The organism is Pseudomonas sp. PGPR N4, assembly GCF_059693665.1.
In genome coordinates, this window is the sequence record NZ_JCAUKV010000003.1 from 203016 (window position 1) to 226299 (window position 23284).

General features: G+C 63.4%; 19 protein-coding genes. 14 read left to right on the forward strand and 5 right to left on the reverse strand.

The genetic code is table 11. The features are described from left to right. Positions 1 to 267: 267 nt before the first annotated feature. From AC58X1_RS14715 to gap, 4 genes are all read right to left on the reverse strand, one after another. Positions 268 to 2844 carry a TonB-dependent receptor gene (locus tag AC58X1_RS14715; protein WP_497429038.1) on the reverse strand — a complete coding sequence of 859 codons (2577 nt, stop codon included), beginning with the start codon at positions 2842 to 2844 and terminating at the stop codon, positions 268 to 270. Positions 2845 to 2982: 138 nt separating this feature from the next. Continuing rightward, the gene (locus AC58X1_RS14720) at positions 2983 to 3945 is read right to left on the reverse strand and encodes a FecR family protein (protein WP_181088632.1); all 963 of its coding nucleotides are present in this window, start codon (positions 3943 to 3945) and stop codon (positions 2983 to 2985) included. 93 nt (positions 3946 to 4038) lie between these two features. Continuing rightward, positions 4039 to 4551 (reverse strand): RNA polymerase sigma factor, encoded by a 513-nt coding sequence (locus tag AC58X1_RS14725; RefSeq protein WP_103436221.1) that lies wholly within the window; start codon positions 4549 to 4551, stop codon positions 4039 to 4041. A 142-nt stretch (positions 4552 to 4693) separates the two neighbouring features. Next, positions 4694 to 5695 carry a type I glyceraldehyde-3-phosphate dehydrogenase gene (gap, locus tag AC58X1_RS14730; protein ID WP_101316958.1) on the reverse strand — a complete coding sequence of 334 codons (1002 nt, stop codon included), beginning with the start codon at positions 5693 to 5695 and terminating at the stop codon, positions 4694 to 4696. A 281-nt stretch (positions 5696 to 5976) separates the two neighbouring features. Here gap and edd point away from each other — a divergent pair, with 281 nt between their 5' ends. From edd to AC58X1_RS14785, 11 genes are all read left to right on the forward strand, one after another. Next, on the forward strand, positions 5977 to 7803 hold the full coding sequence (gene edd / locus AC58X1_RS14735; protein WP_150571069.1) for a phosphogluconate dehydratase: 1827 nt from the start codon (positions 5977 to 5979) through the stop codon (positions 7801 to 7803). Then, positions 7800 to 8759, forward strand: a complete 960-nt coding sequence (locus tag AC58X1_RS14740; protein WP_101316963.1) for a glucokinase — start codon at positions 7800 to 7802, stop codon at positions 8757 to 8759. The genes edd and AC58X1_RS14740 overlap by 4 nt, the downstream gene beginning before the upstream one ends. Positions 8760 to 8905: 146 nt before the next feature. Continuing rightward, on the forward strand, positions 8906 to 9631 hold the full coding sequence (locus tag AC58X1_RS14745) for a response regulator (RefSeq protein ID WP_101316965.1): 726 nt from the start codon (positions 8906 to 8908) through the stop codon (positions 9629 to 9631). Continuing rightward, positions 9612 to 11066, forward strand: a complete 1455-nt coding sequence (locus tag AC58X1_RS14750) for an ATP-binding protein (protein WP_103436225.1) — start codon at positions 9612 to 9614, stop codon at positions 11064 to 11066. The genes AC58X1_RS14745 and AC58X1_RS14750 overlap by 20 nt, the downstream gene beginning before the upstream one ends. Positions 11067 to 11193: 127 nt before the next feature. Continuing rightward, positions 11194 to 12423 carry a D-mannose isomerase gene (locus tag AC58X1_RS14755; protein ID WP_497429039.1) on the forward strand — a complete coding sequence of 410 codons (1230 nt, stop codon included), beginning with the start codon at positions 11194 to 11196 and terminating at the stop codon, positions 12421 to 12423. A 116-nt stretch (positions 12424 to 12539) separates the two neighbouring features. Beyond that, a complete protein-coding gene (locus tag AC58X1_RS14760) occupies positions 12540 to 13826 on the forward strand; it encodes an ABC transporter substrate-binding protein (protein WP_150571065.1) in 1287 nt (428 codons plus the stop codon). A gap of 80 nt (positions 13827 to 13906) precedes the next feature. Continuing rightward, complete coding sequence (locus AC58X1_RS14765) at positions 13907 to 14815, forward strand: carbohydrate ABC transporter permease (protein WP_101316973.1); 909 nt, start codon at positions 13907 to 13909, stop codon at positions 14813 to 14815. After that, positions 14808 to 15653, forward strand: a complete 846-nt coding sequence (locus AC58X1_RS14770) for a carbohydrate ABC transporter permease (protein WP_497429040.1) — start codon at positions 14808 to 14810, stop codon at positions 15651 to 15653. The genes AC58X1_RS14765 and AC58X1_RS14770 overlap by 8 nt, the downstream gene beginning before the upstream one ends. A gap of 3 nt (positions 15654 to 15656) precedes the next feature. Continuing rightward, entirely contained in the window at positions 15657 to 16811 is a 1155-nt protein-coding gene (locus AC58X1_RS14775; RefSeq protein WP_497429041.1) for an ABC transporter ATP-binding protein, read from the forward strand. A 37-nt stretch (positions 16812 to 16848) separates the two neighbouring features. Then, complete coding sequence (locus tag AC58X1_RS14780; protein ID WP_150571063.1) at positions 16849 to 18192, forward strand: carbohydrate porin; 1344 nt, start codon at positions 16849 to 16851, stop codon at positions 18190 to 18192. Between the two features lie 146 nt (positions 18193 to 18338). After that, positions 18339 to 19193 (forward strand): D-hexose-6-phosphate mutarotase, encoded by an 855-nt coding sequence (locus AC58X1_RS14785; protein WP_150573734.1) that lies wholly within the window; start codon positions 18339 to 18341, stop codon positions 19191 to 19193. Here AC58X1_RS14785 and hexR read toward each other — a convergent pair. Continuing rightward, on the reverse strand, positions 19186 to 20049 hold the full coding sequence (hexR, locus tag AC58X1_RS14790; RefSeq protein ID WP_178080816.1) for a DNA-binding transcriptional regulator HexR: 864 nt from the start codon (positions 20047 to 20049) through the stop codon (positions 19186 to 19188). The genes AC58X1_RS14785 and hexR overlap by 8 nt on opposite strands. 211 nt (positions 20050 to 20260) lie before the next feature. Here hexR and zwf point away from each other — a divergent pair, with 211 nt between their 5' ends. From zwf to AC58X1_RS14805, 3 genes are read left to right on the forward strand one after another with little or no spacing between them, the layout of a single operon-like run. After that, positions 20261 to 21730 (forward strand): glucose-6-phosphate dehydrogenase, encoded by a 1470-nt coding sequence (zwf, locus tag AC58X1_RS14795; RefSeq protein ID WP_497429042.1) that lies wholly within the window; start codon positions 20261 to 20263, stop codon positions 21728 to 21730. Next, positions 21717 to 22430, forward strand: a complete 714-nt coding sequence (pgl, locus tag AC58X1_RS14800) for a 6-phosphogluconolactonase (protein WP_181108803.1) — start codon at positions 21717 to 21719, stop codon at positions 22428 to 22430. Before zwf ends, pgl begins: the two co-directional genes overlap by 14 nt. A 17-nt stretch (positions 22431 to 22447) precedes the next feature. Continuing rightward, positions 22448 to 23122: a bifunctional 4-hydroxy-2-oxoglutarate aldolase/2-dehydro-3-deoxy-phosphogluconate aldolase gene (locus tag AC58X1_RS14805; RefSeq protein WP_150571060.1), complete on the forward strand. Its 675-nt coding sequence runs from the start codon at positions 22448 to 22450 to the stop codon at positions 23120 to 23122. The last annotated feature ends 162 nt before the right edge of the window (positions 23123 to 23284 follow it).

Genomic DNA, 23284 nt, shown 5'->3' on the forward strand with positions numbered 1-23284 from the left:
GTGGATCCTTGGAAAAAGGGCGGTCTAGTTACGAGACGAACAAGCGGGCTGAACACAGTAAAAATTCATGCTCAATAGTCCTGGCAGCGCAGGTCCATGTAGGAGCGGCCTTGTGTCGCGAAAGGCGCGCGTAGCGGGCCCAGGATCTGCGCAGCACCACAGAATGCCGGGGCCGCTACGCGACCCTTTCGCGACACAAGGCCGCTCCTACAGGGAACGCGGCGCCCGCCAGATATCAGTTTCGCCGGGGCATCGCGCCGGCGCAGGTCAGATATCCCAGATGACGTTCACGGCAAAATTGCGCCCGGGCATGGTCAGGCGGTCGAGGTTGGCCGGCTGGGTCACCGCCGCTTCGCCCTGGCCGTCGTAGCCACGCACCGAATCCCACTGCCAGTACTTCTTGTTGGTCAGGTTGTACAGCCCGGCGTTGACGGTGACGTCGTCGGTGACTTTGTAGAAACCGCTCAAGTCGAGCACGCCGTAGCCCGGGCTGCGGAACTGGGTGCTGGCGCCGTCCGGGGCGAAGAAGGCGCTGTCGTCGACGCGGGTCTTGCGTTTGACCAAAGTCCAGCTGAGCAGGGCGCCATAGTCGGCCTGGTCATAACCGAGACCAAACACGCCGGTCAGCGGGTTGACGCTGTTGATCGGCTGGCCATTGTCATCGTTGCGACCGTTGGCATAGGCAATCGAGGTCTGGCCATACAGGCCCTGCGGTGCGCCAAAGTGGTCGAGGTTCAAGCGGCCTTTGAACTCGGCGCCCTTGATGGTGGCGTGCTTGATGTTGCTGGCCTGGAAGGTGGTGCCGAGGTTGGCCGACTGCACGGCGTCTTCGTTGATGAAATCCCGGTACTTGTTGTAGAACACCGCGACATCGAAGTTACCTGCGGCAAAGTTGCCGCGCAGGCCGGTTTCATAACTCTTGCTTTTTTCCGGCTCCAGGCCCGGATTACCCTCTACCCGGTAGCCCACAATCGGGTTGTCGAAGCGCCCGTACATCGACTTGGCCGTCGGCGTGCGGAAGCCTTCGGCGTACTGGCCGTACCAGGTGTAGTTGTCGTCAAAGGCGTAGGTCACGCCGAGCTTGGGCGACAACCGATGCCATTTCTTGTCCGAGTCGTCGATAGACGTAGGGGCGACGCCGGTGCCCTGAATGCCTCGCAGGAAGGCGTCGGTCATCTCCGGTCGCATGCGTGTGTAGTCGTAGCGCGCGCCGGGCAGGAAGGTCCAGCTGTTCCAGCGGATTTCGTCCTGGGCGAACAGGCTGTAGGTGTCGACGGTCGGGTCGGGGAAGTCGCTGACCAGCACTTGGCCATCGCTGGCTTGGCCTACTGCCGTGCAGCTGCCGCCGACGTTCAGGCAAGTGCCGCTGCCGCTGCGCGTGCCGGTGACTTCTTCGTGCTTGAGGGTGGTGCCGTAGGTCAGCAGATGGTCGGTCTGGCCGATGCTGAAGGACTTGTCCAACTGCCCGTCGAATACCCACTGGCGGTCCTTGTAGGTGGTCTTGCGATCACGCGCTACCTGGCGGCCCGAGGCGACATACAGCTCTTCGGTGCGCTGGTCGGTCTTGGCGATCTGGTAGTTCAGGCTCCACTTGGCGCGGTCGGCGAACAGGCTGTCGAGGCCGAATTCATGGTTGATGCCAAAGCGTTCGCGGGTAACTGTGTCGTTGCCCTGGCGCGCGCGGTACATGTTCCTCGCGCCAACGCCTGGGATAAACGGCCCGCCCACGGCACTGAGGATGTTCTGGTCGCGATCATCCTTGTAGTTTTCGTAGGTGAAACCCAGCCGCGCATCGTCGGCGTAGTTCCAGCCGGCCTTGGCCAGCACGTTGGTGGTGCGCACGTCTTCCGGGTTGGCCGCGGTGCGATCGAGGCCGGTGCCGTTGTGCTCGCCATAGGACTCGGTCTCATGGCCGTTACGCTGGCTCAGGTGCAGCAGGCCGTCGACATCGCCCTGACGGCCGGCGATGGTGGCCGAGGTCAGCCAGCTTTCGTCAGCCGAGCTGTAGCCGGTCTTCAAGCGTGCGCCGAAGTCCTTGCCCGGTTTGATGATGTCGTCCGCGTCGAGGGTGAAGTAGCTGACCGCGCCGCCGATGGCGTTGCTGCCGTACAGCACCGAAGCCGGGCCGCGCAGGATCTCTACGCGCTTGACGATTTCCGGGTCGACATAGTTGCGTTGGGTCTGCGCGTAGGGGCCGTAGAAGAAACTGTCGGGGATCGACACTCCGTCGATCTGGGTCAGGATCCGTTCACCGTCGATGCCGCGGATGTTGTAGCCGTTGAGGCCGCTGCGCTGGCCGGTGCCGCCAACCGAAACACCCGGCTCGTAACGCACCAATTGCTGGATATCGTTGACGTTCTGTCGATCCAGCTGCTCGCGGGTCTGCACAGTGACGGTGCTCGGTACCTGGCTGACATCCTGGGCGCTGCGGGTGGCGCTGACGGTCAGTTGCTGCAGGGCAATCACACTGCTGGCCGACTGGCGTTCAAGCACCACGTTGCCGTTACCGATCTTGCGGTAGCTCAGCCCGGTGCCTTGCAGCAAACGCTGCAGCGCAGGCTCGGCTGGCAGCGAGCCCTGGACGCCGGGCGATGAGATACCCTCGGCGACCTCGGCGCTGAAGCCGACCTGCCAGCCGGTAACCTGGCTGAAGGCGTTGATGGCCGCAACCAGCGGCTGTTGGCTGATGCTGAAGCGGTAATCGCCCATGCGCGGGCTGTTGGCCTGGGCCGGCTCTGCGGCAAGGGCCGGCAGGCTGACGGCGCCACTGGCGATCAGGGCCAAGGTCAGCAGAGACAGCTGCCCCAGGCGGCGGGGTGACGGGCGGAGTTGAGCTGTGGACATCGAAAGCGCTCCCAGACGCGCGAACTGTTATAGGTGATGCTTGTTCTTGTTTAAAAACAAGAATCAGTTGCATTGGCTATAACGAGACGTGTTGTGGGTAGCGATCGCGTAAAAATAATTCAGGCGGCAGTCAGCGATTCAGTTGAGGATCACCAGCGCCGGGTATTCATGCAGCCTGGCTGAGGTGATCTGGGCCAGCGCGCGCAAGGTTTCCAGCGGTTGGTCGAGGCGGTAGTTACCAGTCACGGCAACCTGCTCGAGCGCGCCGTTGCGGCTGATGATCCAGCCCGGATAGTAACGGCGCACCTCGGCCAGCACTTCGCTCAGCGGGCAGTTCTCGAACACCAGGCGGCCCTCGACCCAGGCCAGATCCTGGCGCATATCGGGGCGGCTGGGCTGGCCAAAACCCTGCGGGCCAACGCTGATGCTGTCACCGGCGCGCAGGCGAATGTGCTGATCACTGGCAGCGTGCAGGTCAACATCGCCGCGCTGCACGCGGACCTGCGCCTGGCCATCCAGGTAGCGCACGGCAAAGTCGGTGTCGCGGACCTGCGCACGCATCGGCCCGGCCTGCACCTCAAGCGCCTGCTCACCGGCACGGCTTACCTGAAAATACGCCTCGCCTTGCAGCAGGCGGGCCACTGGCTGGCCGTCGCGCACATCGCTGGCAAACGCCGAGTCGGTGTTGAGCAGGACCTTGGTGCCGTCGTCCAGTTGCAGCCGCTGGCGCTCGCCGACCACGGTCAGGTGATCGGCCTGCAGGCGCACCGGCAGGTTGCCGAAGGTGAACAGGCCGACCAGCAGCACGGCTGCGCTGGCCAGTGGCTTCCAGTGGCGGCGCAGGCGAGCGGCTGGAGCGTTGCGCTGGGTCTGGTGGATCTGCCCGGCGGCCTGACGCAGGGGCACACCGTTCCACACCGCTTCGGCCTCGACATAGGCCTCGGCGTTTTCCGGCGCAGCGCTCAGCCAGACCTCGAAGGCTGCGGTGTCTGCTGCGCTGGCGCATTGCAGGCGCAGCAGCCAGTCCAGTGCCTCGTCCATGGCACGCGCGCGGGCATCGGGCCCGGCAGGTGTCGGGCGTGGGCTGGGGCTGTCGGTCACGAAGGGTCCTTGCTTGGGGGATTTTGCCGAATGATCGGGGCTGCAACGGGCCAAGGCAAGCGCTTTACCGATCCTGGCGGGCCAGCGGTCGGCTTACTTGAGCCGCTCGGCCACACCCATGCAGATGGCCATGATCAGTTTCAGTTCCTTTTGCACCGTGCTCGCCGAAACCTGCAACTGCTCGGCAATCTCCAGGTAGCTGGCGCCGTGCAGGCGGCTGAGGATGAAGATGCGCTGCTGGCGCGTGCTCAGTTGGCCAAGGCTGACACTCAGGTGCTTGAGCAACTGCTCGGCGTGGGCGGCGTCCTCGCTGCTGCTGGTGGGAGCGGCGACGTTGTGCAGGATCTGTTCGGGCACATCCTCGACCAGCGTGCGCGCTTGTACGCGGCGGGCGCGCAGGTGATCCAGGGCCAGGTTGCGGGCAGTCTGGAACACGAATGGCTCAAGGTGTTCGACCGGCCGTTCGCCGAGGGCGCGGGTTACCCGCAGGTAGGTTTCCTGGAGCAGGTCTTCAGCGGTACTGGGGTTGCCCACCATGCCTTGCAACGTGCGCAGCAGGCTGAGGCGTTGGGTTAGGAAGACGATATTGAAGCGTGACTGACTCACGGGGCGACCTGGCCGATACGGAGGTTAATGATAATGCTTATCATCACCTGTATTGGTCAAGCGTTAAAACTGATCCCCTGCGAGGCGTATGTCCGGCCTGAGCAGGCAGCGCAATGTCTGCGCTGCTGCTGGGCGAGCCACCTTACTGCGCGTTGTGCAGCGCGAGGCAGTTGTCGAGCATGCGGTTGGAGAAGCCCCACTCGTTGTCATACCAGGCCAGCACCTTGAGCATGCGACCGTTGCTGCGGGTGTGGTTGGCATCGAAGATCGACGACAACGGGTTGTGGTTGAAGTCGCATGACACCAGCGGCAGGGCGTTGTAACCCAGGACCCGCGAATGGCGGCTGGCTTCGAGGAACAGCTGGTTGACCTGCTCGGCGCTGGCTTCGCGCTTGAGGTTGACGGTCAGGTCCACCAGCGACACATTGATCACCGGCACGCGCACGGCCATGCCGGTCAGCTTGCCCGCCAGTTCCGGCAGCACCAGGCCGACCGCTTCGGCGGCGCCGGTCTTGCTCGGGATCATCGACTGGGTGGCCGAACGCGCCCGGTATGGGTCGCTGTGGTACACGTCGGTCAGGACCTGATCGTTGGTGTAGGCGTGAATGGTAGTCATCAAACCCTGCTCGATGCCGAACTCGCGGTGCAGCACCTGGGCAATCGGCGCCAGGCAGTTGGTGGTGCAGGAGGCGCTGGAGATGATCTGGTGCGAGGCACGCAGCACATCATGGTTGACCCCGTAGACGATGGTGGCGTCAACGCCCTTGCCCGGCGCCGAAATGATCACCTTGCCGGCGCCGGCGCTCAAATGTGCTGCAGCCTTGGCGCGGTCGGTGAACAGCCCGGTGCATTCGAACACGACGTCGATGGCTTCGGCCTTCCACGGCAGCTCGGCCGGATTACGGATGGCGCTGACCGCGATGCGGTCGCCGTTGACGGTCAGGCTTTCATGATCGGCCTCGACCTGTGCATCGAAAATGCCGTGGACGCTGTCGTACTTGAGCAGGTGGGCGTTCATCGCGCTGTCGCCCAGATCGTTGATGGCGACGACCTGCAGGTCTTGCCGGTAGCCTTGGGTATACAGTGCGCGCAGGACGTTGCGCCCGATACGGCCGAATCCGTTGATGGCGATGCGTAGGGTCATGGTAATACCTCTGGCAGTCGGGTGAAAGCTGTGGCACAAGGCCTATTGCCGTGGAGCACGCATTCACTGAAACGATTTTGTTATTGGAATTACAAGATTATGCGTTATGGGATAGAAAACAAGCCCTTTTGATGGCAGTATTTTGTGTAAACATACAACGAGTGGTCGGGCGAGCTGCTTCCACGTTGCACCAGGCAGGTTTCACTTGAGCCTAGGTCGCAATCGGGGGGAGGGGAAATCCCGCTTCAGATCACCCTTACCGTCAGCCTGGAGTTCAGTACATGCACCCGCGCATCCTAGAGGTCACCCAACGGCTGATCGAACGTAGCCGTCCTACCCGTGAACGTTATCTGCAACTGATTCGCGGTGCGGCCAGTGACGGCCCGATGCGCGCCAGCCTGCAGTGCGCCAATTTCGCCCACGGCGTGGCCGGCTGCGGTAGCGAAGACAAACACAGCCTGCGCATGATGAATGCTGCCAACGTGGCAATTGTTTCGGCTTATAACGACATGCTTTCGGCGCATCAGCCGTACCAGCATTTCCCCGAGCAGATCAAACAGGCGCTGCGCGAGATTGGCTCGGTCGGCCAGTTTGCCGGCGGTGTGCCGGCCATGTGCGATGGCGTCACCCAGGGTGAGCCGGGCATGGAGCTGGCCATCGCCAGCCGCGAAGTGATCGCGATGTCCACCGCGATTGCCCTGTCGCACAACATGTTCGACGCCGCCTTGATGCTCGGCATCTGCGACAAGATCGTCCCTGGCCTGATGATGGGCGCGTTGCGCTTCGGCCATCTGCCGACCATCTTCGTCCCTGGCGGACCAATGCCGTCGGGCATTTCCAACAAGCAGAAGGCCGATGTGCGCCAGCGCTATGCCGAAGGCAAGGCCAGCCGCGAAGAGCTGCTCGAGTCGGAAATGAACTCCTACCACAGCCCCGGCACCTGCACCTTCTACGGCACCGCCAACACCAACCAGCTGGTGATGGAAGTGATGGGCCTGCACCTGCCCGGCGCCTCGTTCGTCAATCCTTACACGCCGTTGCGTGATGCCCTCACCGCCGAAGCTGCGCAGCAGGTCACGCGCATGACCAAAGCCAGCGGCAGCTTCATGCCGCTGGGCGAAATCGTCGATGAAAAGGCTCTGGTCAACTCGATCGTCGCCCTGCATGCCACCGGCGGCTCGACCAACCACACCCTGCACATCCCGGCGATTGCCCAGGCTGCCGGCATCCAGTTGACCTGGCAGGACATGGCTGACCTGTCCGAGGTCGTGCCAACCCTGTCCAACGTCTACCCCAACGGCAAAGCCGACATCAACCACTTCCAGGCCGCCGGCGGCATGTCGTTCCTGATTCGCGAGCTGCTCGATGCCGGGCTGCTGCACGACGACGTCAACACCGTGGCCGGGCCCGGCCTGCGCCGCTACACCCAGGAGCCGTTCCTTGAGGATGGCCGACTGGTCTGGCGCGAAGGCCCGTTGCAAAGCCTGGACGAGAACATCCTGCGCCCGGCTTCGCGGCCATTCTCCAGCGAGGGCGGCCTGCGGGTGATGGAAGGCAACCTCGGCCGCGGCGTGATGAAAGTCTCCGCCGTGGCGCCCGAGCACCGCGTGGTCGAAGCGCCGGCGCGAGTGTTCGAAGATCAGCAGGCATTGGCCGATGCGTTCAAGGCCGGTGAGCTGGAGCGCGATTTCGTCGCGGTGATGCGCTTCCAGGGCCCGCGCTGCAACGGCATGCCCGAGCTGCACAAGATGACGCCGTTTCTCGGCGTGCTGCAGGATCGCGGCTTCAAGGTCGCGCTGGTCACCGATGGGCGTATGTCAGGCGCCTCGGGCAAGATCCCGGCGGCGATCCACGTCTGCCCGGAAGCGTTCGACGGCGGCCCGCTGGCACGTGTGCGCGATGGTGATATGGTGCGCGTTGATGGTGTCGAAGGCACCTTGCGGGTGATGGTCTCGGCCGAAGAGCTGGCCAGCCGCGATCTGCCGCCTGCACCCCAGGGCAATGACCTGGGCTGCGGGCGCGAACTGTTTGGTTTCATGCGCATGGCGTTCAGTTCAGCGGAACAGGGCGCCAGCGCCTTTACCTCTGGCCTGGAGAATCTCAAGTGAATGAGTTGCTGGTTGGCGACATCGGTGGCACCAACGCACGTTTTGCCCTTTGGCGCGACAACCAGCTGCACGCCGTGCGGGTGTTGCCGACGGCTGACTACACCAGCCTGGAGCAGGCGATCCAGGCGTACCTGCAGGAGCAGGGCATCGCACGCGGTGAGCTTGCGGCGGTATGTCTGGCGGTTGCCGGGCCGGTGGATGGCGATGAGTTCCAGTTCACCAACAACCACTGGCGGCTGAGCCGACGGGCGTTCTGCGACATGCTTCAGGTCAAGCAGCTGCTATTGCTCAACGACTTCTCGGCGATGGCGCTGGGCATGACCCGTTTGCTGCCTGGTGAATTCCAGGCGGTATGCGCCGGTGACGCCGACCCAGCCCGTCCGGCGCTGGTGATCGGCCCTGGCACCGGGCTGGGCGTCGGCAGCTTGTTGCACCTCAACCAGCAGCAGTGGATGGCGGTGCCAGGCGAGGGCGGCCATGTCGACCTGCCCGTCGGTAACGCGCGTGAAGCCGCGATCCATCAGCAGATCCAAAGCCAGATTGGTCATGTCAGTGCCGAAACCGTACTCAGCGGCGGCGGCCTGGTGCGCTTGTATCAGGCGATGTGCGCGCTGGATGGTGTTCAGCCAGTTCACCTGAGCCCAGCTGAAGTCACCGAGGCTGCGCTGGCTGGTGAGCCGCAGGCATTGGCCGTGATCGAACAGTTCTGCTGCTTCCTTGGCCGGGTTGCCGGCAACAACGTACTCACCCTCGGCGCGCGCGGCGGGGTGTATATCGTCGGTGGCGTGATCCCGCGGTTTGCCGAGCTGTTCCTGCGCAGCGGTTTTGCTGCCAGCTTTGCCGACAAGGGCTGCATGAGCGGCTATTTTGCCGGGATCCCGGTATGGTTGGTCACCGCTGAGTTTTCTGGCCTGTTGGGTGCCGGTGTGGCGCTGCAGCAAGCGATGGCTCGTTAGATTTCTTGGGGCCGCCGCGCTGCCCTTCGCGGGTGAACCCGCTCCCACAAGGACCGCGCCGTTCTCAAGCGCAGCTCATAACCCTGTGGGAGCGGGTTCACCCGCGAAGGGCCGCAGAGCGGGCCCAACAACACGGAAGAACTTCAGTGAGCACTGCCCCCCGATCGATCCTGATGGTCGATGACGACCATGACATCCGCGAACTGCTGCAGACCTACTTGAGCCGCTCCGGCTTTCAGGTGCGCGCCGAGGCCGATGGCCAGGGTTTTCGCCAGGCGCTGGACAGCACGACGTGTGACCTGGTGATTCTCGACGTGATGCTGCCCGACGAAGACGGCTTCAGCCTATGCCGTTGGGTGCGCCAGCACCCGCGCCAGTCGCGGGTGCCGATCATCATGCTCACCGCCAGTTCCGACGAGGCCGATCGGGTCATCGGCCTGGAGCTGGGCGCCGATGACTACCTCGGCAAACCGTTCAGCCCACGGGAGTTGCAAGCGCGGATCAAGGCCTTGCTGCGCCGTGCTGAGTTTGGCCAGGTAGCGCCCGCCAGTGCCGTGCTGGCGTTTGACGAATGGCAGCTGGATACCGTCAGCCATCGACTGTTCCACCGCGACGGTGAAGAGGTGATTCTGTCGGGCGCCGACTTTGCTTTGCTCAAACTGTTTCTCGACCACCCGCAGCAGATCCTCGATCGCGACACCATCGGCAATGCTACCCGTGGCCGCGAGCCGATGCCGCTCGACCGCATCGTCGACATGGCCGTCAGCCGCCTGCGTTCACGCTTGCGCGATACCGACAAACCGCCACGGCTGATCCGCACCGTGCGCGGCAGTGGCTACCTGCTGGCGGCACATGTCAACCGCAGCCACTGAGCGCCGCTGGCGCCTGCTGCCGCGCTCGCTGCTGGGGCGCATGCTGCTGTTGACCCTGCTGGTGGTATTGCTGGCGCAGGGCCTGTCGAGCTTGATCTGGGTGGCGCAGTTGCGCGCCAGCCAGTTGCAGGGCCTGCGCGCCAGCGCGCAGAGCCTGGCCCACTCGATGAGCGCCAGTGTCAGTTACTTCCGCTCGTTGCCGGTGGCCTATCGGCCAATGGTCCTCGACCAATTGCGCAGCATGGGCGGCACGCGCTTTTTCGTATCGCTCAACGACAAGCCGCTGGACATGGCCACGCTGCCGATCACTCCGCGCAAGCAGGCAGTCATCGACGTGTTCCAGCAAGTGCTGCACGAGCGCCTCGGCCAGCAGGTGGAAGTTTCGGTCGAGTTCGTCAGCCCCGATCAGCTGCGCATCTTCAACAGCGGCCTCAAGCTCGATGAATTGCCGCGCTCGTGGGCGCATTATTCGCTGACCCTGGAACCGCTCAACCCACCGGTGCTGGTCAACCAGATCCGCCTGGCCGAAGGCGAGTGGCTGTACATCGCCTCGCTGCTGCCGGAGCCCTACACCAGCCTTGAGGCCGAGCGCCTGCCGCGTCAGCAGATCGGCTTCATTGCCCTGACCACGGCCATGTTGCTGCTGTTCATCGGCCTGTTGGTGCACTGGCAAAGTCGACCGTTGAAGCGTCTGGCCCGCGCGGCCCGCGATCTGTCGCTGGGCGCCGATGTGGTGCCGGTGACCGAGGGGGGCGGCAGCGAAGTGGTCGAGGTAGGTCGCGCCTTCAACAGTATGCGCGAGCGCATCAGCCGTTACCTGACCGAGCGCAGCCAGCTATTCAGCGCGATCTCGCACGACTTGCGCACGCCGATCACGCGCCTGCGCCTGCGCGTCGAGCTGCTTGAAGACGAACGCCTGCAAGCGCAGTTCAGCCGTGATTTGGACGAGCTGGAGCTGTTGGTCAAAGGCGCACTGCAGTGCGTCAAAGACACGGATATCCACGAGAACATCGAGCCGATCGATCTCAACCAGCTGCTGGAAATTCTCGCTGAACCGTACCTGCGTGACGGCCGGATCACCGTCGAGGGGCGGGCGTTGGCGCCGTATCCGGGCAAGGCGTTGGCCCTGCGCCGCTGCATCGGCAACCTGGTCGACAACGCGATCAAGTACGGCGAGCGCGCGCACCTGCGCATCATCGATGGCCCGGAGGGCTTTGTGCTGCAGGTCGATGACCACGGCCCGGGTGTGCCGCAGCAGCAAATGGAGCAGGTGTTCGAGCCGCATTTTCGTCTGGCCGGGCAGCAGCAAGGCTATGGCCTGGGCCTGGGCATCGCGCGCAATATTGCCCACAGTCATGGCGGTGAAGTCAGTTTGCTCAACCTGCGCGAGGGCGGCCTGCGGGTGACCCTGTGCCTGCCGCGCAGCGCCGAGTGAGCAACGCTTGGTCACCAGCCAGTGACAGCAATGGCGGCCTTTGTGACCTATTGGCCGTAGCACCCTGGCTAGACTTGGCCGCCACGACAGGCGCCGTGCCTGTTCTCGACAAGGACGCAGCAGGCCGATGAATCATGCTCAATCGCCGTTGATCGACGGGCCGCATAGTGCCTGGCTGGATGCCGAAGGGCAGCGTTTGCTGGCCTTCGCCAGAGCCTCACAGCTGGAACTCGGCTTCGGCAACCTCGACAGCTACGGCCACCTCGCCGCCGACGCAATTGCCGACACCATTACCACCGCGCGGATGACCCACAGCTTCTCTTTGGCCCATCTACAAGGCAGGCCCGGTTGTCTGGAACTGGTTGAGCTCGGCATCGCCGCCTTGGCCGGCACGCTGCGCGATGTCGAGCACGGCGGCTGGTACGCCAGCGCCGCCCCCGCTGGCGACAGCATCAAAGCCGCTTACCTGCACGCCTTCGTTGCCCTCGCTGCGAGTTCTGCGCAGGTGGCCGGCAGCGCTGCTGCGCCGGCCTTGCTGGCGCAAGCCATCGAGATCATCGAGGCGCATTTCTGGAGTGAAAGCGAGGGTGCCCTGCGCGAAAGCTTCAGTCGCGATTGGCAGCAGCAGGAGGCCTATCGCGGGGCCAACAGCAACATGCATGGCACCGAAGCGTTTTTGGCCCTTGCCGACGTGACTGGCGAGCCGATCTGGTTGCAGCGTGCGCTGCGCATCGTCGAGCGGGTGATCCACGGCCATGCGCGTGCCAATGGCTTCAGTGTGATCGAGCACTTCGACCTGCACTGGCAGCCGCTCACCGATTACAACAGCGACAACCGCGCCGATGGCTATCGACCCTACGGTGTTACTCCCGGCCACGGCTTCGAGTGGGCGCGGCTGCTGCTGCACCTTGAAGCTGCGCTGCAATTGCCCGATCTAGCGACACCCGACTGGCTACTGGCCGACGCACGCGGCCTGTTTGCCAGCGCCTGTCAGCACGCCTGGCACGCCGACGGCGCCCCCGGAATCGTCTACACCCTCGACTGGCAACAACGCCCGGTAGTACGCCAGCGCCTGCACTGGGTGCATGCCGAAGCCAGCGCCGCTGCCGCTGCGTTGTGGCAGCGCACGGGGGAGGCGCAATACCAGTGCTGGTACGGGCGTTTCTGGGCGTTCATCCAGGCGCATCTGATTGATAACGACGCCGGCAGCTGGCACCACGAACTGAGCCCGGACAACCTCCCCAGTGCGACGATATGGGCGGGCAAACCGGACCTCTATCACGCTTATCAGGCCGTGCTGTTGCCCACCCTGGCTCTGGCGCCAAGCCTTGCCACGGGCCTCGCGCGGCGAATGTAACCAACTGATGACAATCGCGCAGCGCTTCGTTACCTGAGGCGCCTTGCCGGGTTATTACACTCCTGTGCAATGCAAGCGACAGTCTTGCCCTGCATAACAACAAGAAAGGTATTGCGATGAACTCCACTCTGCGTCTCGCCGCCGCGATTTCCCTCGCCTCCCTGCTGCCCCTGAGCGCGTCTGCCGCCGATGCCAAAGGCTCGGTCGAAGTGGTGCACTGGTGGACCTCTGGTGGCGAAAAGGCTGCTGTCGATGTACTCAAGGCTCAAATCGAAAAAGACGGCTTCATCTGGAAAGATGGCGCTGTTGCCGGCGGCGGCGGTGCCACCGCAATGACCGTACTGAAGAGCCGAGCCGTGGCCGGGAATCCGCCAGGCGTGGCCCAGATCAAGGGCCCGGACATCCAGGAGTGGGCCTCCACCGGCCTGCTCGACAGTGACGTGCTCAAGGACGTGGCCAAAGAGCAGAACTGGGACGGCCTGCTGGAGCAGAAAGTCGCCGACACCGTCAAGTACGAGGGCGACTATGTCGCTGTGCCGGTCAACATCCACCGCGTCAACTGGCTGTGGATCAACCCCGAAGTATTCAACAAGGCCGGCATCGACAAGGCGCCGACCACCCTCGACGAGTTCTACGCCGCCGCCGAAAAACTCAAGGCAGCCGGCTTCATTCCGCTCGCCCACGGCGGCCAGCCATGGCAGGACAGCACCGTATTCGAAGCGGTGGTGCTGTCGGTAATGGGCGCGGACGGTTACAAGCAGGCGCTGGTTGATCTTGACCAAAAGGTGCTGACCGGACCGGGCATGGTCAAGGCGCTGACCGAGCTCAAGCGCGTCGCTACCTACATGGACGCTGACGGCAAAGGCCAGGACTGGAACCTGGAAGCCGCCAAGGTCATCAACGGCAAGGCCGGCATGCAGGTCATGGGCGACTGGGCCAAGAGCGAGTGGACCCTGGCCAACAAGGTCGCCGGCAAGGATTATCAGTGCGTGCCGTTCCCGGGTACCGACAAGGCCTTCACCTACAACATCGACTCGCTGGTGGTGTTCAAGCAGAAGGACGCCGGCACTTCGGCTGGCCAGCAGGACATCGCCAAAGTGGTGATGAGCCAGGACTTCCAGAAGCTGTTCAGCAGCAACAAGGGCTCGATCCCGGTACGTAAGGACATGCTCGTCGACATGGCCAAGCATGGCTTCGATGCCTGCGCGCAGACCTCGGCCAAGGACTTCCTTGCCGACGCCCAGACCGGCGGCCTGCAACCAAGCATGGCGCACAACATGGCGACCAACCTGGCAGTGCAGGGCGCGTTCTTCGATGTGGTCACCAACTACATCAACGACCCCAAGGCCGACCCGGCCGATGCCGCGAAAAAGCTCGGCGCGGCGATCAAGTCCGCCCAGTAACGGCTGGTCCGGCGCAGCCGTCCTCGCGGCGGCTGTACGCCACCCTCAGTTAACGTTCTGTACTGACAGGTATCGCTGCCATGACTACTGCGACCGCGCAACTGCGGGCCTCACCCCTGGACGCCGTGCAGCGCTGGTTACCTAAACTGGTACTGGCGCCAACCATGGTCATCATCCTGGTGGGCTTCTACGGTTATATCCTGTGGACCTTTGTCCTCTCGTTCACCACCTCGACCTTTTTGCCCAATTACAAATGGGCAGGACTGGCGCAATACGCACGCCTGCTCGACAACGACCGCTGGTGGGTGGCGAGCAAGAACCTGCTGGTGTTCGGCAGCCTGTTCATCGGCATCAGCCTGGTCATCGGAGTACTGCTGGCGATCCTGCTGGACCAGCGTATCCGCCGCGAAGGGTTTATCCGCACCATCTACCTGTACCCGATGGCACTGTCGATGATCGTCACCGGCACCGCCTGGAAGTGGCTGCTCAACCCGGGCATGGGCCTGGACAAGCTGATGCGCGACTGGGGCTGGGAAGGCTTTCGCCTGGACTGGCTGATCGACCCCGACCGGGTCGTGTACTGCCTGGTGATCGCTGCCGTTTGGCAAGCCTCCGGGTTCATCATGGCAATGTTTCTGGCCGGCCTGCGCGGGGTCGATCAGTCGATCATCCGCGCGGCGCAGATCGACGGTGCGAGCTTGCCGCGGATCTATTGGCAGGTGGTTCTGCCCAGCCTGCGCCCGGTATTTTTCAGTGCGGTGATGATCCTCTCGCACATCGCCATCAAGAGCTTTGACCTGGTGGCGGCGATGACCGCTGGCGGCCCGGGTTACTCGTCCGACCTGCCGGCCATGTTCATGTACTCGTTCACCTTCAGCCGTGGCCAGATGGGCATGGGTTCGGCCAGCGCAATTCTCATGCTGGGCGCGATCCTGGCGATTCTGGTGCCTTACTTGTACTCGGAGCTGAGGAACAAACGCCATGACTAGCCGCCTCGACAAACCGGCCATCAGCCTCAGTCGGCTGGCCATTCATGCGGTATTGCTGTTTGCCGTGCTGCTGTACCTGGTGCCGCTGGTGGTGATGCTGCTGACCAGCTTCAAGACCCCGGAAGACATCGGCAGCGGCAACCTGCTCAGTTGGCCGGCGGTGGTCACCAGCATCGGCTGGGCCAAGGCCTGGGCCACGGTCAGTGGCTATTTCTGGAACTCGATCATGATCACCGTACCGGCGGTGCTGATCTCTACCGCGCTCGGCGCACTCAATGGCTACGTGCTGGCGATGTGGCGTTTCCGTGGCTCGCAGGTGTTCTTCGGCCTGCTGCTGTTTGGCTGCTTCCTGCCGTTCCAGACCGTGCTGCTGCCAGCCTCGTTCACCCTTGGCAAGCTCGGCCTGGCCAACACCACCGCTGGCCTGGTGCTGGTGCATGTGGTGTATGGCCTGGCGTTCACCACGCTGTTTTTCCGCAACTACTACGTGACCATCCCCGATGCGTTGGTAAAGGCGGCGCGGCTGGATGGTGCCGGGTTTTTCACCATCTTCGGGCGGATCATGCTGCCGATGTCGACGCCGATCATCATGGTCTGCCTGATCTGGCAGTTCACCCAGATCTGGAACGATTTTCTGTTCGGCGTGGTGTTCTCCAGCGGCGATTCGCAACCGATCACCGTGGCCCTCAACAACCTGGTCAACACCAGCACTGGGGCCAAGGAATACAACGTCGACATGGCCGCGGCAATGATCGCCGGCCTGCCAACCCTGCTGGTCTATGTGGTCGCAGGCAAGTATTTCGTGCGCGGCCTGAGCGCCGGCGCAGTCAAGGGGTAAGTCATGGCCACACTCGAACTTCGCAACGTCAACAAGACCTACGGCACTGGTGTGCCAGACACACTGAAAGACATCCAGCTGGCGATCAAGGACGGTGAGTTTCTGATCCTGGTCGGCCCTTCCGGCTGCGGCAAGTCGACCTTGATGAACTGCATCGCTGGCCTGGAGAGCATCAGCGGCGGGGCGATCCTGATCGATGGCGACGACGTCAGCGGCATGAGCCCGAAGGATCGCGACATCGCCATGGTGTTCCAGTCGTACGCGCTGTATCCGACCATGAGCGTGCGCGACAACATCGCCTTCGGTCTGAAGATCCGCAAGCTGCCCCAGGCAGCCATCGACGAAGAAGTGGCGCGGGTAGCCAAGCTGCTGCAGATCGAACACCTGCTCACGCGCAAGCCGGGCCAGCTCTCCGGCGGCCAGCAGCAGCGCGTGGCGATGGGCCGGGCGCTGGCACGGCGGCCGAAGATCTACCTGTTCGACGAGCCGCTGTCCAACCTCGACGCCAAGCTGCGGGTTGAGATGCGCACCGAAATCAAGCTGATGCACCAACGGCTGAAAACCACCACGGTGTACGTCACCCATGACCAGATCGAGGCGATGACCCTGGGCGACAAGGTGGCGGTGATGAAGGACGGCATCATCCAGCAGTTCGGCACCCCGCAGCAGATCTACAACGACCCGGCCAACCAGTTTGTCGCCAGCTTCATTGGCTCGCCGCCGATGAACTTCGTGCCGGTGCGCCTGCGCGAGCAGGGCGACCGTGTGCTGGCGCTGCTCGACAGTGGCCAGGCGCGCTGCGAGCTGGTGCTGGGCGCGGCCAGCCAAGGCTGCGATGGTCGTGAAGTGATTCTCGGCATTCGTCCCGAGCAGATCAGCCTCGGTGCAGGGGAGGGCGACGGCCTGTCGCTGTTGCGCGCCGAAGTCCAGATCACCGAGCCGACCGGGCCGGACCTGCTGGTCTTCGTCACGGTCAACCAGACCAAGCTGTGCTGCCGGCTGGCGCCGGATATCAGCTGCCAGGTCGGCGACACCCTCAACCTGCAGCTGGACCCGGCACGGGTGCTGCTGTTCGACGCGCAAACCGGTGAGCGCCTGCACCTGGCTCGCCACGCCGCACCCTTGCAAGACAACGTTGCCCACATCGCGGGCCGTTGATTGGACCCTTCATAACAAGAAAAGAGGACGCACAGGGATGGAACATCGCAATCGCATCAGCACGTTGGGTTCGCTGGCCTTGCTGGCCGTGGTCGGCAGCAGCAGCGTACAGGCCGCCGAGGCCTTCTCCAGCGAATCGAAATGGATGAGTGGCGACTGGGGCGGCACCCGCACCGAGCTGCTCGACAAGGGCTACGACTTCACCCTCGACTACGTCGGTGAGGTCGCCGGCAACCTCAATGGCGGTTACAACGACGACAAGACTGCGCGCTACAGCGACCAGTTCGCCCTCGGCATGCACCTGGACCTGGAGAAAATCCTCGGCTGGCACGACACCGAGTTCAAGCTGGCGGTCACCGAGCGCAGCGGCCGCAACCTGTCCAACGACCGTATCAGCGACCCGCGCGCCGGTCAGTTCAGTTCGGTGCAGGAAGTCTGGGGCCGCGGCCAGACCTGGCGGCTGACCCAGATGTGGATCAAGCAGAAGTATTTCGATGGCGCGCTGGACGTCAAATTCGGCCGCTACGGCCCGGGCGAGGACTTCAACAGCTTCCCTTGCGACTTCCAGAACCTGGCGTTCTGCGGCTCGCAGGTGGGTAACTGGGTTGGCGGCATCTGGTACAACTGGCCCGTTAGCCAGTGGGCATTGCGGGTCAAGTACAACATCACCCCGGAAGTATTCGTGCAGGTCGGTGCGTTCGAGCAGAACCCGTCCAACCTCGAAACCGGCAACGGCTTCAAGCTCAGCGGCAGTGGCACCAAAGGCGCGATCATTCCGGTCGAGGCGGTCTGGCAGCCCAGGGTCAATGGCCTGCCGGGCGAATACCGCCTGGGTTATTACTACAGCACGGCCTCGGCCGATGACGTCTACAAGGATGTCAATGGCAACGCCCAGGGCATCAGCGGCGTCGGCTTCAAGTCGCACTCGAGCAAGCACGGCTGGTGGGTGGTGGCCCAGCAGCAAGTCACTGCACATGCCGGTGACGTCAACCGCGGCCTGAGCCTGTTCGCCAACTTCACCGTGCACGACAAGGCCACCAACGTGGTCGACAACTATCAGCAAGTCGGCATGGTCTACAAAGGCGCTTTCGATTCACGGCCCAAGGATGACATCGGCTTCGGCATCGCCCGGATCCACGTCAACGATGACGTGAAAAAGCGCGCCGAGCAGCTCAACGCACAGAGCGGTATCAGTGATTACAACGACATGGGCTTTGTGCCGCTGCAGCGCACCGAGTACAACGCCGAGCTGTACTACGGCTTCCACGTCACCAACTGGCTGACCGTGCGGCCCAACCTGCAGTACATCAAAAGCCCAGGCGGGGTTGATGAAGTCGACAACGCGCTGGTCGCAGGGCTGAAGATTCAGTCGTCATTCTGAGGCTAAATGTTGTAAATTTACGCCATCGTAGCGACCGCACTGCGGTCGCTTGTCGCCCAGCCGTTGTCACGCAGGCTGTTTCAGCAGTGCGTGGCGACGCGTTTGGCCGGCAACCGCGGCCCTAATGACAACAAGAGTTACCAGCCATGCCCGAACATCCGCTCCACTGCTTGTTCACCCCGCAGCGGCCCAGGCCCGTCTTCGAGTGGGAGCGTCATCAACAGCGCGATGTCCTTGTCATCGATCACCCGCACTGTCAGGCGGTGTTCAGCCGTCAGGGTGCGCAATTGCTGCACTTTCAGCCGAGCGGCGAACGGCCGTGGTTGTGGTGCGCCGAGCAATGGCCGCAAGTTGGCGCGATCCGCGGGGGAGTGCCGGTGTGCTGGCCCTGGTACGGGCGCCACCCCAGCGAAGACCTATGGCCTACCCATGGTTGGGCCCGGCTACTGGACTGGAAGCTGCTGAGCAGCACATCCGACGATGACGGTGTGACCCTGGTGTGGCAGTTGCAGCTGTGTGAGTGGCAGGTCGACCTGCACGCGCGGCTCGGCAAGAATATGGAGCTCAAGCTCAGCACCGTGCATCAGGACAGTGAAACCTGCCAATTGAGTCATGCTCTGCTGGCTTACTGGCGTATTAGTGACGTTGCCAAGATAGCGCTGTCTGGGCTCGAAAACATTGAAGGTTATGACCAGCTCAGCCGGCAGAGCTGCCGGCAGAAGGGCGCCTTGAAGGTCGGTGGCGGGTGCCAGCGAGTGTATCCAGGCACCTCATCGGTGCAGTTGCACGACCCGACCTGGGACCGCGAGCTGTGCATCGATACCGGCGACAGCGACGACACCGTGGTCTGGCACCCCGGCAGCCGTCCGCTGATGGGCGTCAGTGGCCGCGAGAGTCAGCGCTTCGTCTGTGTCGAAGCCGCCAGCGGCAGCACCGCTGGCCTGAGCCTGGCGCCGGGCGAGCAGGCGCACCTGAGCCTGCAGGCGCACCGGCTCAATTGAGCTCGTCGTCCTCGATCGGGTAGCGGCTGGCGTTGAGGCTCTCTTTGATCTTGCGCAGGTGCGGCTGGAAGTCGACGCCGCGGCGCAGGGTCATGCCGGTGGCCAGGACGTCGAGCACGGTCAGTTGGATGATCCGCGAAGTCATCGGCATGTAGATGTCGGTGTCTTCCGGCAGCGGAATATGCAGGCTCATGCTGCAGGCGTTGGCCAGCGGCGAGCCGGCGGCGGTCAGGCCGAGCACCGAGGCGCCGTTTTCGCGAGCGACGCGGGCAACCTCGACCAGCTCACGGGTGCGCCCGGTGTAGGAGATGATCACGAACAGGTCGCCGGTGTGTGCTACCGAGGCGAGCATGCGCTGCATCAGCACGTCGGCGTGGGCCGACACGGCCAGGTTGAAGCGGAAGAACTTGTGCTGGGCGTCCAGTGCCACCGGGGCCGAGGCGCCGAGGCCGAAGAAGTGGATCTGGCGGGCCTGGATCATCATGTCGACGGCGCGGCTGACCTGCTGCGGGTCGAGTTGCTGGCAGGCACTGTCGAGCGAGGCGATGGCGCTGCCGAAGATCTTCTGGGTGTAGGCGGCCGGATCATCATCAGCCTCGACCGCACGGCTGACGTAGGCGGCGCCGCTGGCCAGGCTCTGCGCCAGCTGCAGCTTGAGTTCCGGGTAGCCGCTGACGCCGAACGAGCGGCAGAAGCGGTTGACGGTCGGTTCGCTGACCTTGGCCGCTTGGGCCAGTGCGGCGATGCTGAAACGGGTGGCCTGTTGCGGGTTGAGCAGGATGACTTCGGCGACTTTGCGTTCGGCCTTGTTCAGCTCATCGAGGCGTCCCTGGATCTGTTCCAGGAGGTTGCGCACGCGGTCCATGGTATGTCCTTGGGTCGAGAAGACAGCCGGCTGGCGTTACAGCAGGCTTTTTGCAGGGTTGTCTATCGTACTGTCGGTAGGGGTTGATCTACCACTTGTCTGTAACACTTGTCGGTAATGTTGTGGTTTTTACTACATTACCTCTTGAAAAGTGCGGTTGAAAACGATATTCCTAGGCCAACTTTAGGAAAGAACCAACATCATGGCTGCGATCAGTGTTGAACCTTGCACCTTTGCCTTGTTTGGCGCCTTGGGCGACCTGGCGCTGCGCAAGCTGTTCCCCGCGCTTTATCAGCTCGACCGTGCCGGCCTCCTGCACGCCGATTCGCGCTTGCTGGCGCTGGCCCGCGAGGCCGGTGACAGCCAGCAGCACCTGGCCAACATCGAAGCGCACCTGCGCCGGTTTGTGCCCGATGCCGATATTGAAGCGGCTACGTTTGGGCGCTTTCTGGCCCGGCTGAGCTACCTGCATCTGGATTTCCTCCAACCCGAGGGCTATCAGACCCTGGCTGAACAGGCCGCCCCAGGCGTGCCGCTGATCGCCTACTTTGCCACCCCGGCAGCGGTGTACGGCGCGATTTGCGAGAACCTCGACAAGGCCGGCCTGGTCGAGCGCACCCGAGTGGTGCTGGAAAAGCCCATCGGGCACGATCTTGAGTCATCGCGGCGGGTCAACGACGCGGTGGCGCGGTTCTTCCCCGAGAGCCGGGTCTATCGCATCGACCACTATCTGGGCAAGGAGACGGTGCAGAACCTGATCGCCCTGCGCTTCGCCAACAGTCTGTTCGAGACTCAGTGGAACCAGAATTCGATCTCTCATGTGGAGATCACCGTGGCCGAAAAGGTCGGTATCGAAGGCCGTTGGGGCTACTTCGACAAGGCCGGCCAGCTACGCGACATGATCCAGAACCACTTGCTGCAGCTGCTTTGCCTGATTGCCATGGACCCGCCCAGCGACCTCTCGGCCGACAGTATTCGCGACGAGAAGGTCAAGGTGCTCAAGGCTCTGGCGCCGATCACTGGCGAGGCCCTCAGCACCGCTGTGGTCCGCGGCCAGTACATCGCCGGTTACAGCGATGGCAAGCCAGTGCCGGGCTACCTCGAAGAAGACAATGCCAACGCCCAGAGCGACACCGAAACCTTCGTCGCCCTGCGTGCCGATATCCGCAACTGGCGTTGGTCGGGGGTGCCGTTCTACCTGCGCACCGGCAAGCGCATGCCCGGCAAGCTGTCGCAGATCGTTATCCACTTCAAGGAAACCCCGCACTATATCTTCGCTCCGGAACAGCGCTTGCAGATCGGCAACAAGCTGATCATCCGCCTGCAGCCGGACGAAGGTATTTCGCTGCGGGTGATGACCAAGGAGCAGGGCCTGGACAAGGGCATGCAACTGCGCAGCGGCCCGCTGCAACTGAATTTTTCCGACACCTGGCGCAGTGCGCGGATTCCGGATGCCTACGAGCGCTTGCTGCTGGAAGTGATGCGCGGCAACCAGAACCTGTTCGTGCGCAAGGACGAAATCGAATATGCCTGGAAGTGGTGCGATCAGCTGATCGCTGGCTGGAAAAACGCCGGCGACGCGCCCAAGCCCTATGCGGCCGGTTCATGGGGGCCGATGAGCTCGATTGCACTGATTACACGTGATGGGAGGTCATGGTATGGCGATATCTGAACTGCAACTGCCAAGCGTCGTCACGACGCACCAACTGGCTGATGCCAAGGCGTTGGCTGCACGCCTGGCGGCGGATGTCGCCGAGCGTCTGCGCCAGGCCATTGCCAGTAGAGACCAGGCCTGCCTGGTGTTGTCTGGCGGGCGTAGCCCGGTGCCGTTTCTCGAACAGCTGGCCAGCGCCGAGCTGGACTGGAGCAAAGTCACCGTCAGCCTCGCCGACGAGCGCTGGGTGCCGGTCGAGCATGCCGACAGCAATGCTGGTCTGTTGGCCCGGCACCTGTTCAAAGGCCCGGCGGCCAAGGCCCGTTTCATCGGCCTGTATCAAAACGCCGGCAACCTTGAGGCCGCCGCCGAGCAGGCCGATCAAGCCCTCGCCGAGTTGCCGCCGATCGACGTACTGGTGCTAGGCATGGGTGACGATGGCCATACCGCCTCGCTGTTCCCGGCCAGCCCGTTGTTGCGCCAGGGCCTGGCCAAGGTCGGCGAGCAGCGAGTGTTGCCGATGCTTGCGCCCAGCGTCCCGCATCAGCGCCTGAGCATGACCCGCGCCTTGCTGGCCAGCGCTGCCTTTACTGCTTTGTCTGTGCAGGGGGCCGGCAAGCTGGCGACCCTGCGCGCCGCGCTGGCGGGCGATGACCCCAGCGAGATGCCGATTCGCGCCTTTCTTCACGACCCCCTGAGCATCTACTGGTGCCCATGAGCCAAGGATCCACTGTCATGACCACCCTTGAACGCCCCCAGCCTTTGCTGTCGATGGCCGAAAAAACCGCGCGGATCGATGCGATCTGCGCCGCTGCACGGATCCTGCCGGTGATTACCATCGCCCGTGAGCAGGACATCCTGCCGCTGGCCGATGCGCTGGCCGCTGGCGGCATTCGCACGCTGGAAGTAACCCTGCGCTCGCAGCATGGCTTGAAGGCCATTGAAGTGCTGCGCGAGCAGCGCCCGGAACTGTGCATCGGCGCCGGCACTGTGCTCGATCGCGGTATGTTCACTGCTGTCCAGGCCGCAGGCGCGCAGTTTGTGGTGACCCCGGGGATCACTGCCGACATTCTCGCTGCCGGTGTAGAGAGTGACATTCCACTGTTGCCAGGCATCAGCACGCCGTCGGAGATCATGCAGGGCTACGCCCTCGGTTACCGCCGCTTCAAGCTGTTCCCGGCCGAAATCAGCGGTGGCGTGGCAGCGATCAAGGCCTTTGGCGGGCCGTTTGGCGATATCCGCTTCTGCCCAACCGGCGGCGTCAATCCAGGCAATGTGCGCAACTACATGGCGCTGAACAACGTGATGTGCGTGGGTGGCACCTGGATGCTTGACAGCAGCTGGATCAAGAACGGCGACTGGAACCGCATTACCGAATGCAGCGCCGAGGCGCTGGCATTGTTCGACTGATTGAATTCGTTGTGTGCTGCACGGCTTATGGGGCGCTTGGTCAGCGCCCCTTTTTTTTGGGCCGAACGGCTGTGTAGGAGCGGCCTTGCGTCGCGAAAGGCGCGCGTAGCGTGCCCAGCAATCTCGCGGCGCTGCACAAATCGAGGGGCCGCTGCGCAGCCC

Excerpts from the sequence above, each read along its gene's own strand:
- AC58X1_RS14765 (WP_101316973.1), top strand. The coding sequence starts at position 13,907 with ATGACTACTGCGACCGCGCAACTGCGGGCCTCACCCCTGGACGCCGTG.
- AC58X1_RS14755 (WP_497429039.1), top strand. The coding sequence starts at position 11,194 with ATGAATCATGCTCAATCGCCGTTGATCGACGGGCCGCATAGTGCCTGG.
- AC58X1_RS14770 (WP_497429040.1), top strand. The coding sequence starts at position 14,808 with ATGACTAGCCGCCTCGACAAACCGGCCATCAGCCTCAGTCGGCTGGCC.
- AC58X1_RS14780 (WP_150571063.1), top strand. The coding sequence starts at position 16,849 with ATGGAACATCGCAATCGCATCAGCACGTTGGGTTCGCTGGCCTTGCTG.
- AC58X1_RS14760 (WP_150571065.1), top strand. The coding sequence starts at position 12,540 with ATGAACTCCACTCTGCGTCTCGCCGCCGCGATTTCCCTCGCCTCCCTG.
- pgl (WP_181108803.1), top strand. The coding sequence starts at position 21,717 with ATGGCGATATCTGAACTGCAACTGCCAAGCGTCGTCACGACGCACCAA.
- AC58X1_RS14715 (WP_497429038.1), bottom strand. The coding sequence starts at position 2,844 with ATGTCCACAGCTCAACTCCGCCCGTCACCCCGCCGCCTGGGGCAGCTG.
- zwf (WP_497429042.1), top strand. The coding sequence starts at position 20,261 with ATGGCTGCGATCAGTGTTGAACCTTGCACCTTTGCCTTGTTTGGCGCC.
- AC58X1_RS14775 (WP_497429041.1), top strand. The coding sequence starts at position 15,657 with ATGGCCACACTCGAACTTCGCAACGTCAACAAGACCTACGGCACTGGT.
- gap (WP_101316958.1), bottom strand. The coding sequence starts at position 5,695 with ATGACCCTACGCATCGCCATCAACGGATTCGGCCGTATCGGGCGCAAC.
- AC58X1_RS14785 (WP_150573734.1), top strand. The coding sequence starts at position 18,339 with ATGCCCGAACATCCGCTCCACTGCTTGTTCACCCCGCAGCGGCCCAGG.
- AC58X1_RS14750 (WP_103436225.1), top strand. The coding sequence starts at position 9,612 with ATGTCAACCGCAGCCACTGAGCGCCGCTGGCGCCTGCTGCCGCGCTCG.
- edd (WP_150571069.1), top strand. The coding sequence starts at position 5,977 with ATGCACCCGCGCATCCTAGAGGTCACCCAACGGCTGATCGAACGTAGC.
- AC58X1_RS14805 (WP_150571060.1), top strand. The coding sequence starts at position 22,448 with ATGACCACCCTTGAACGCCCCCAGCCTTTGCTGTCGATGGCCGAAAAA.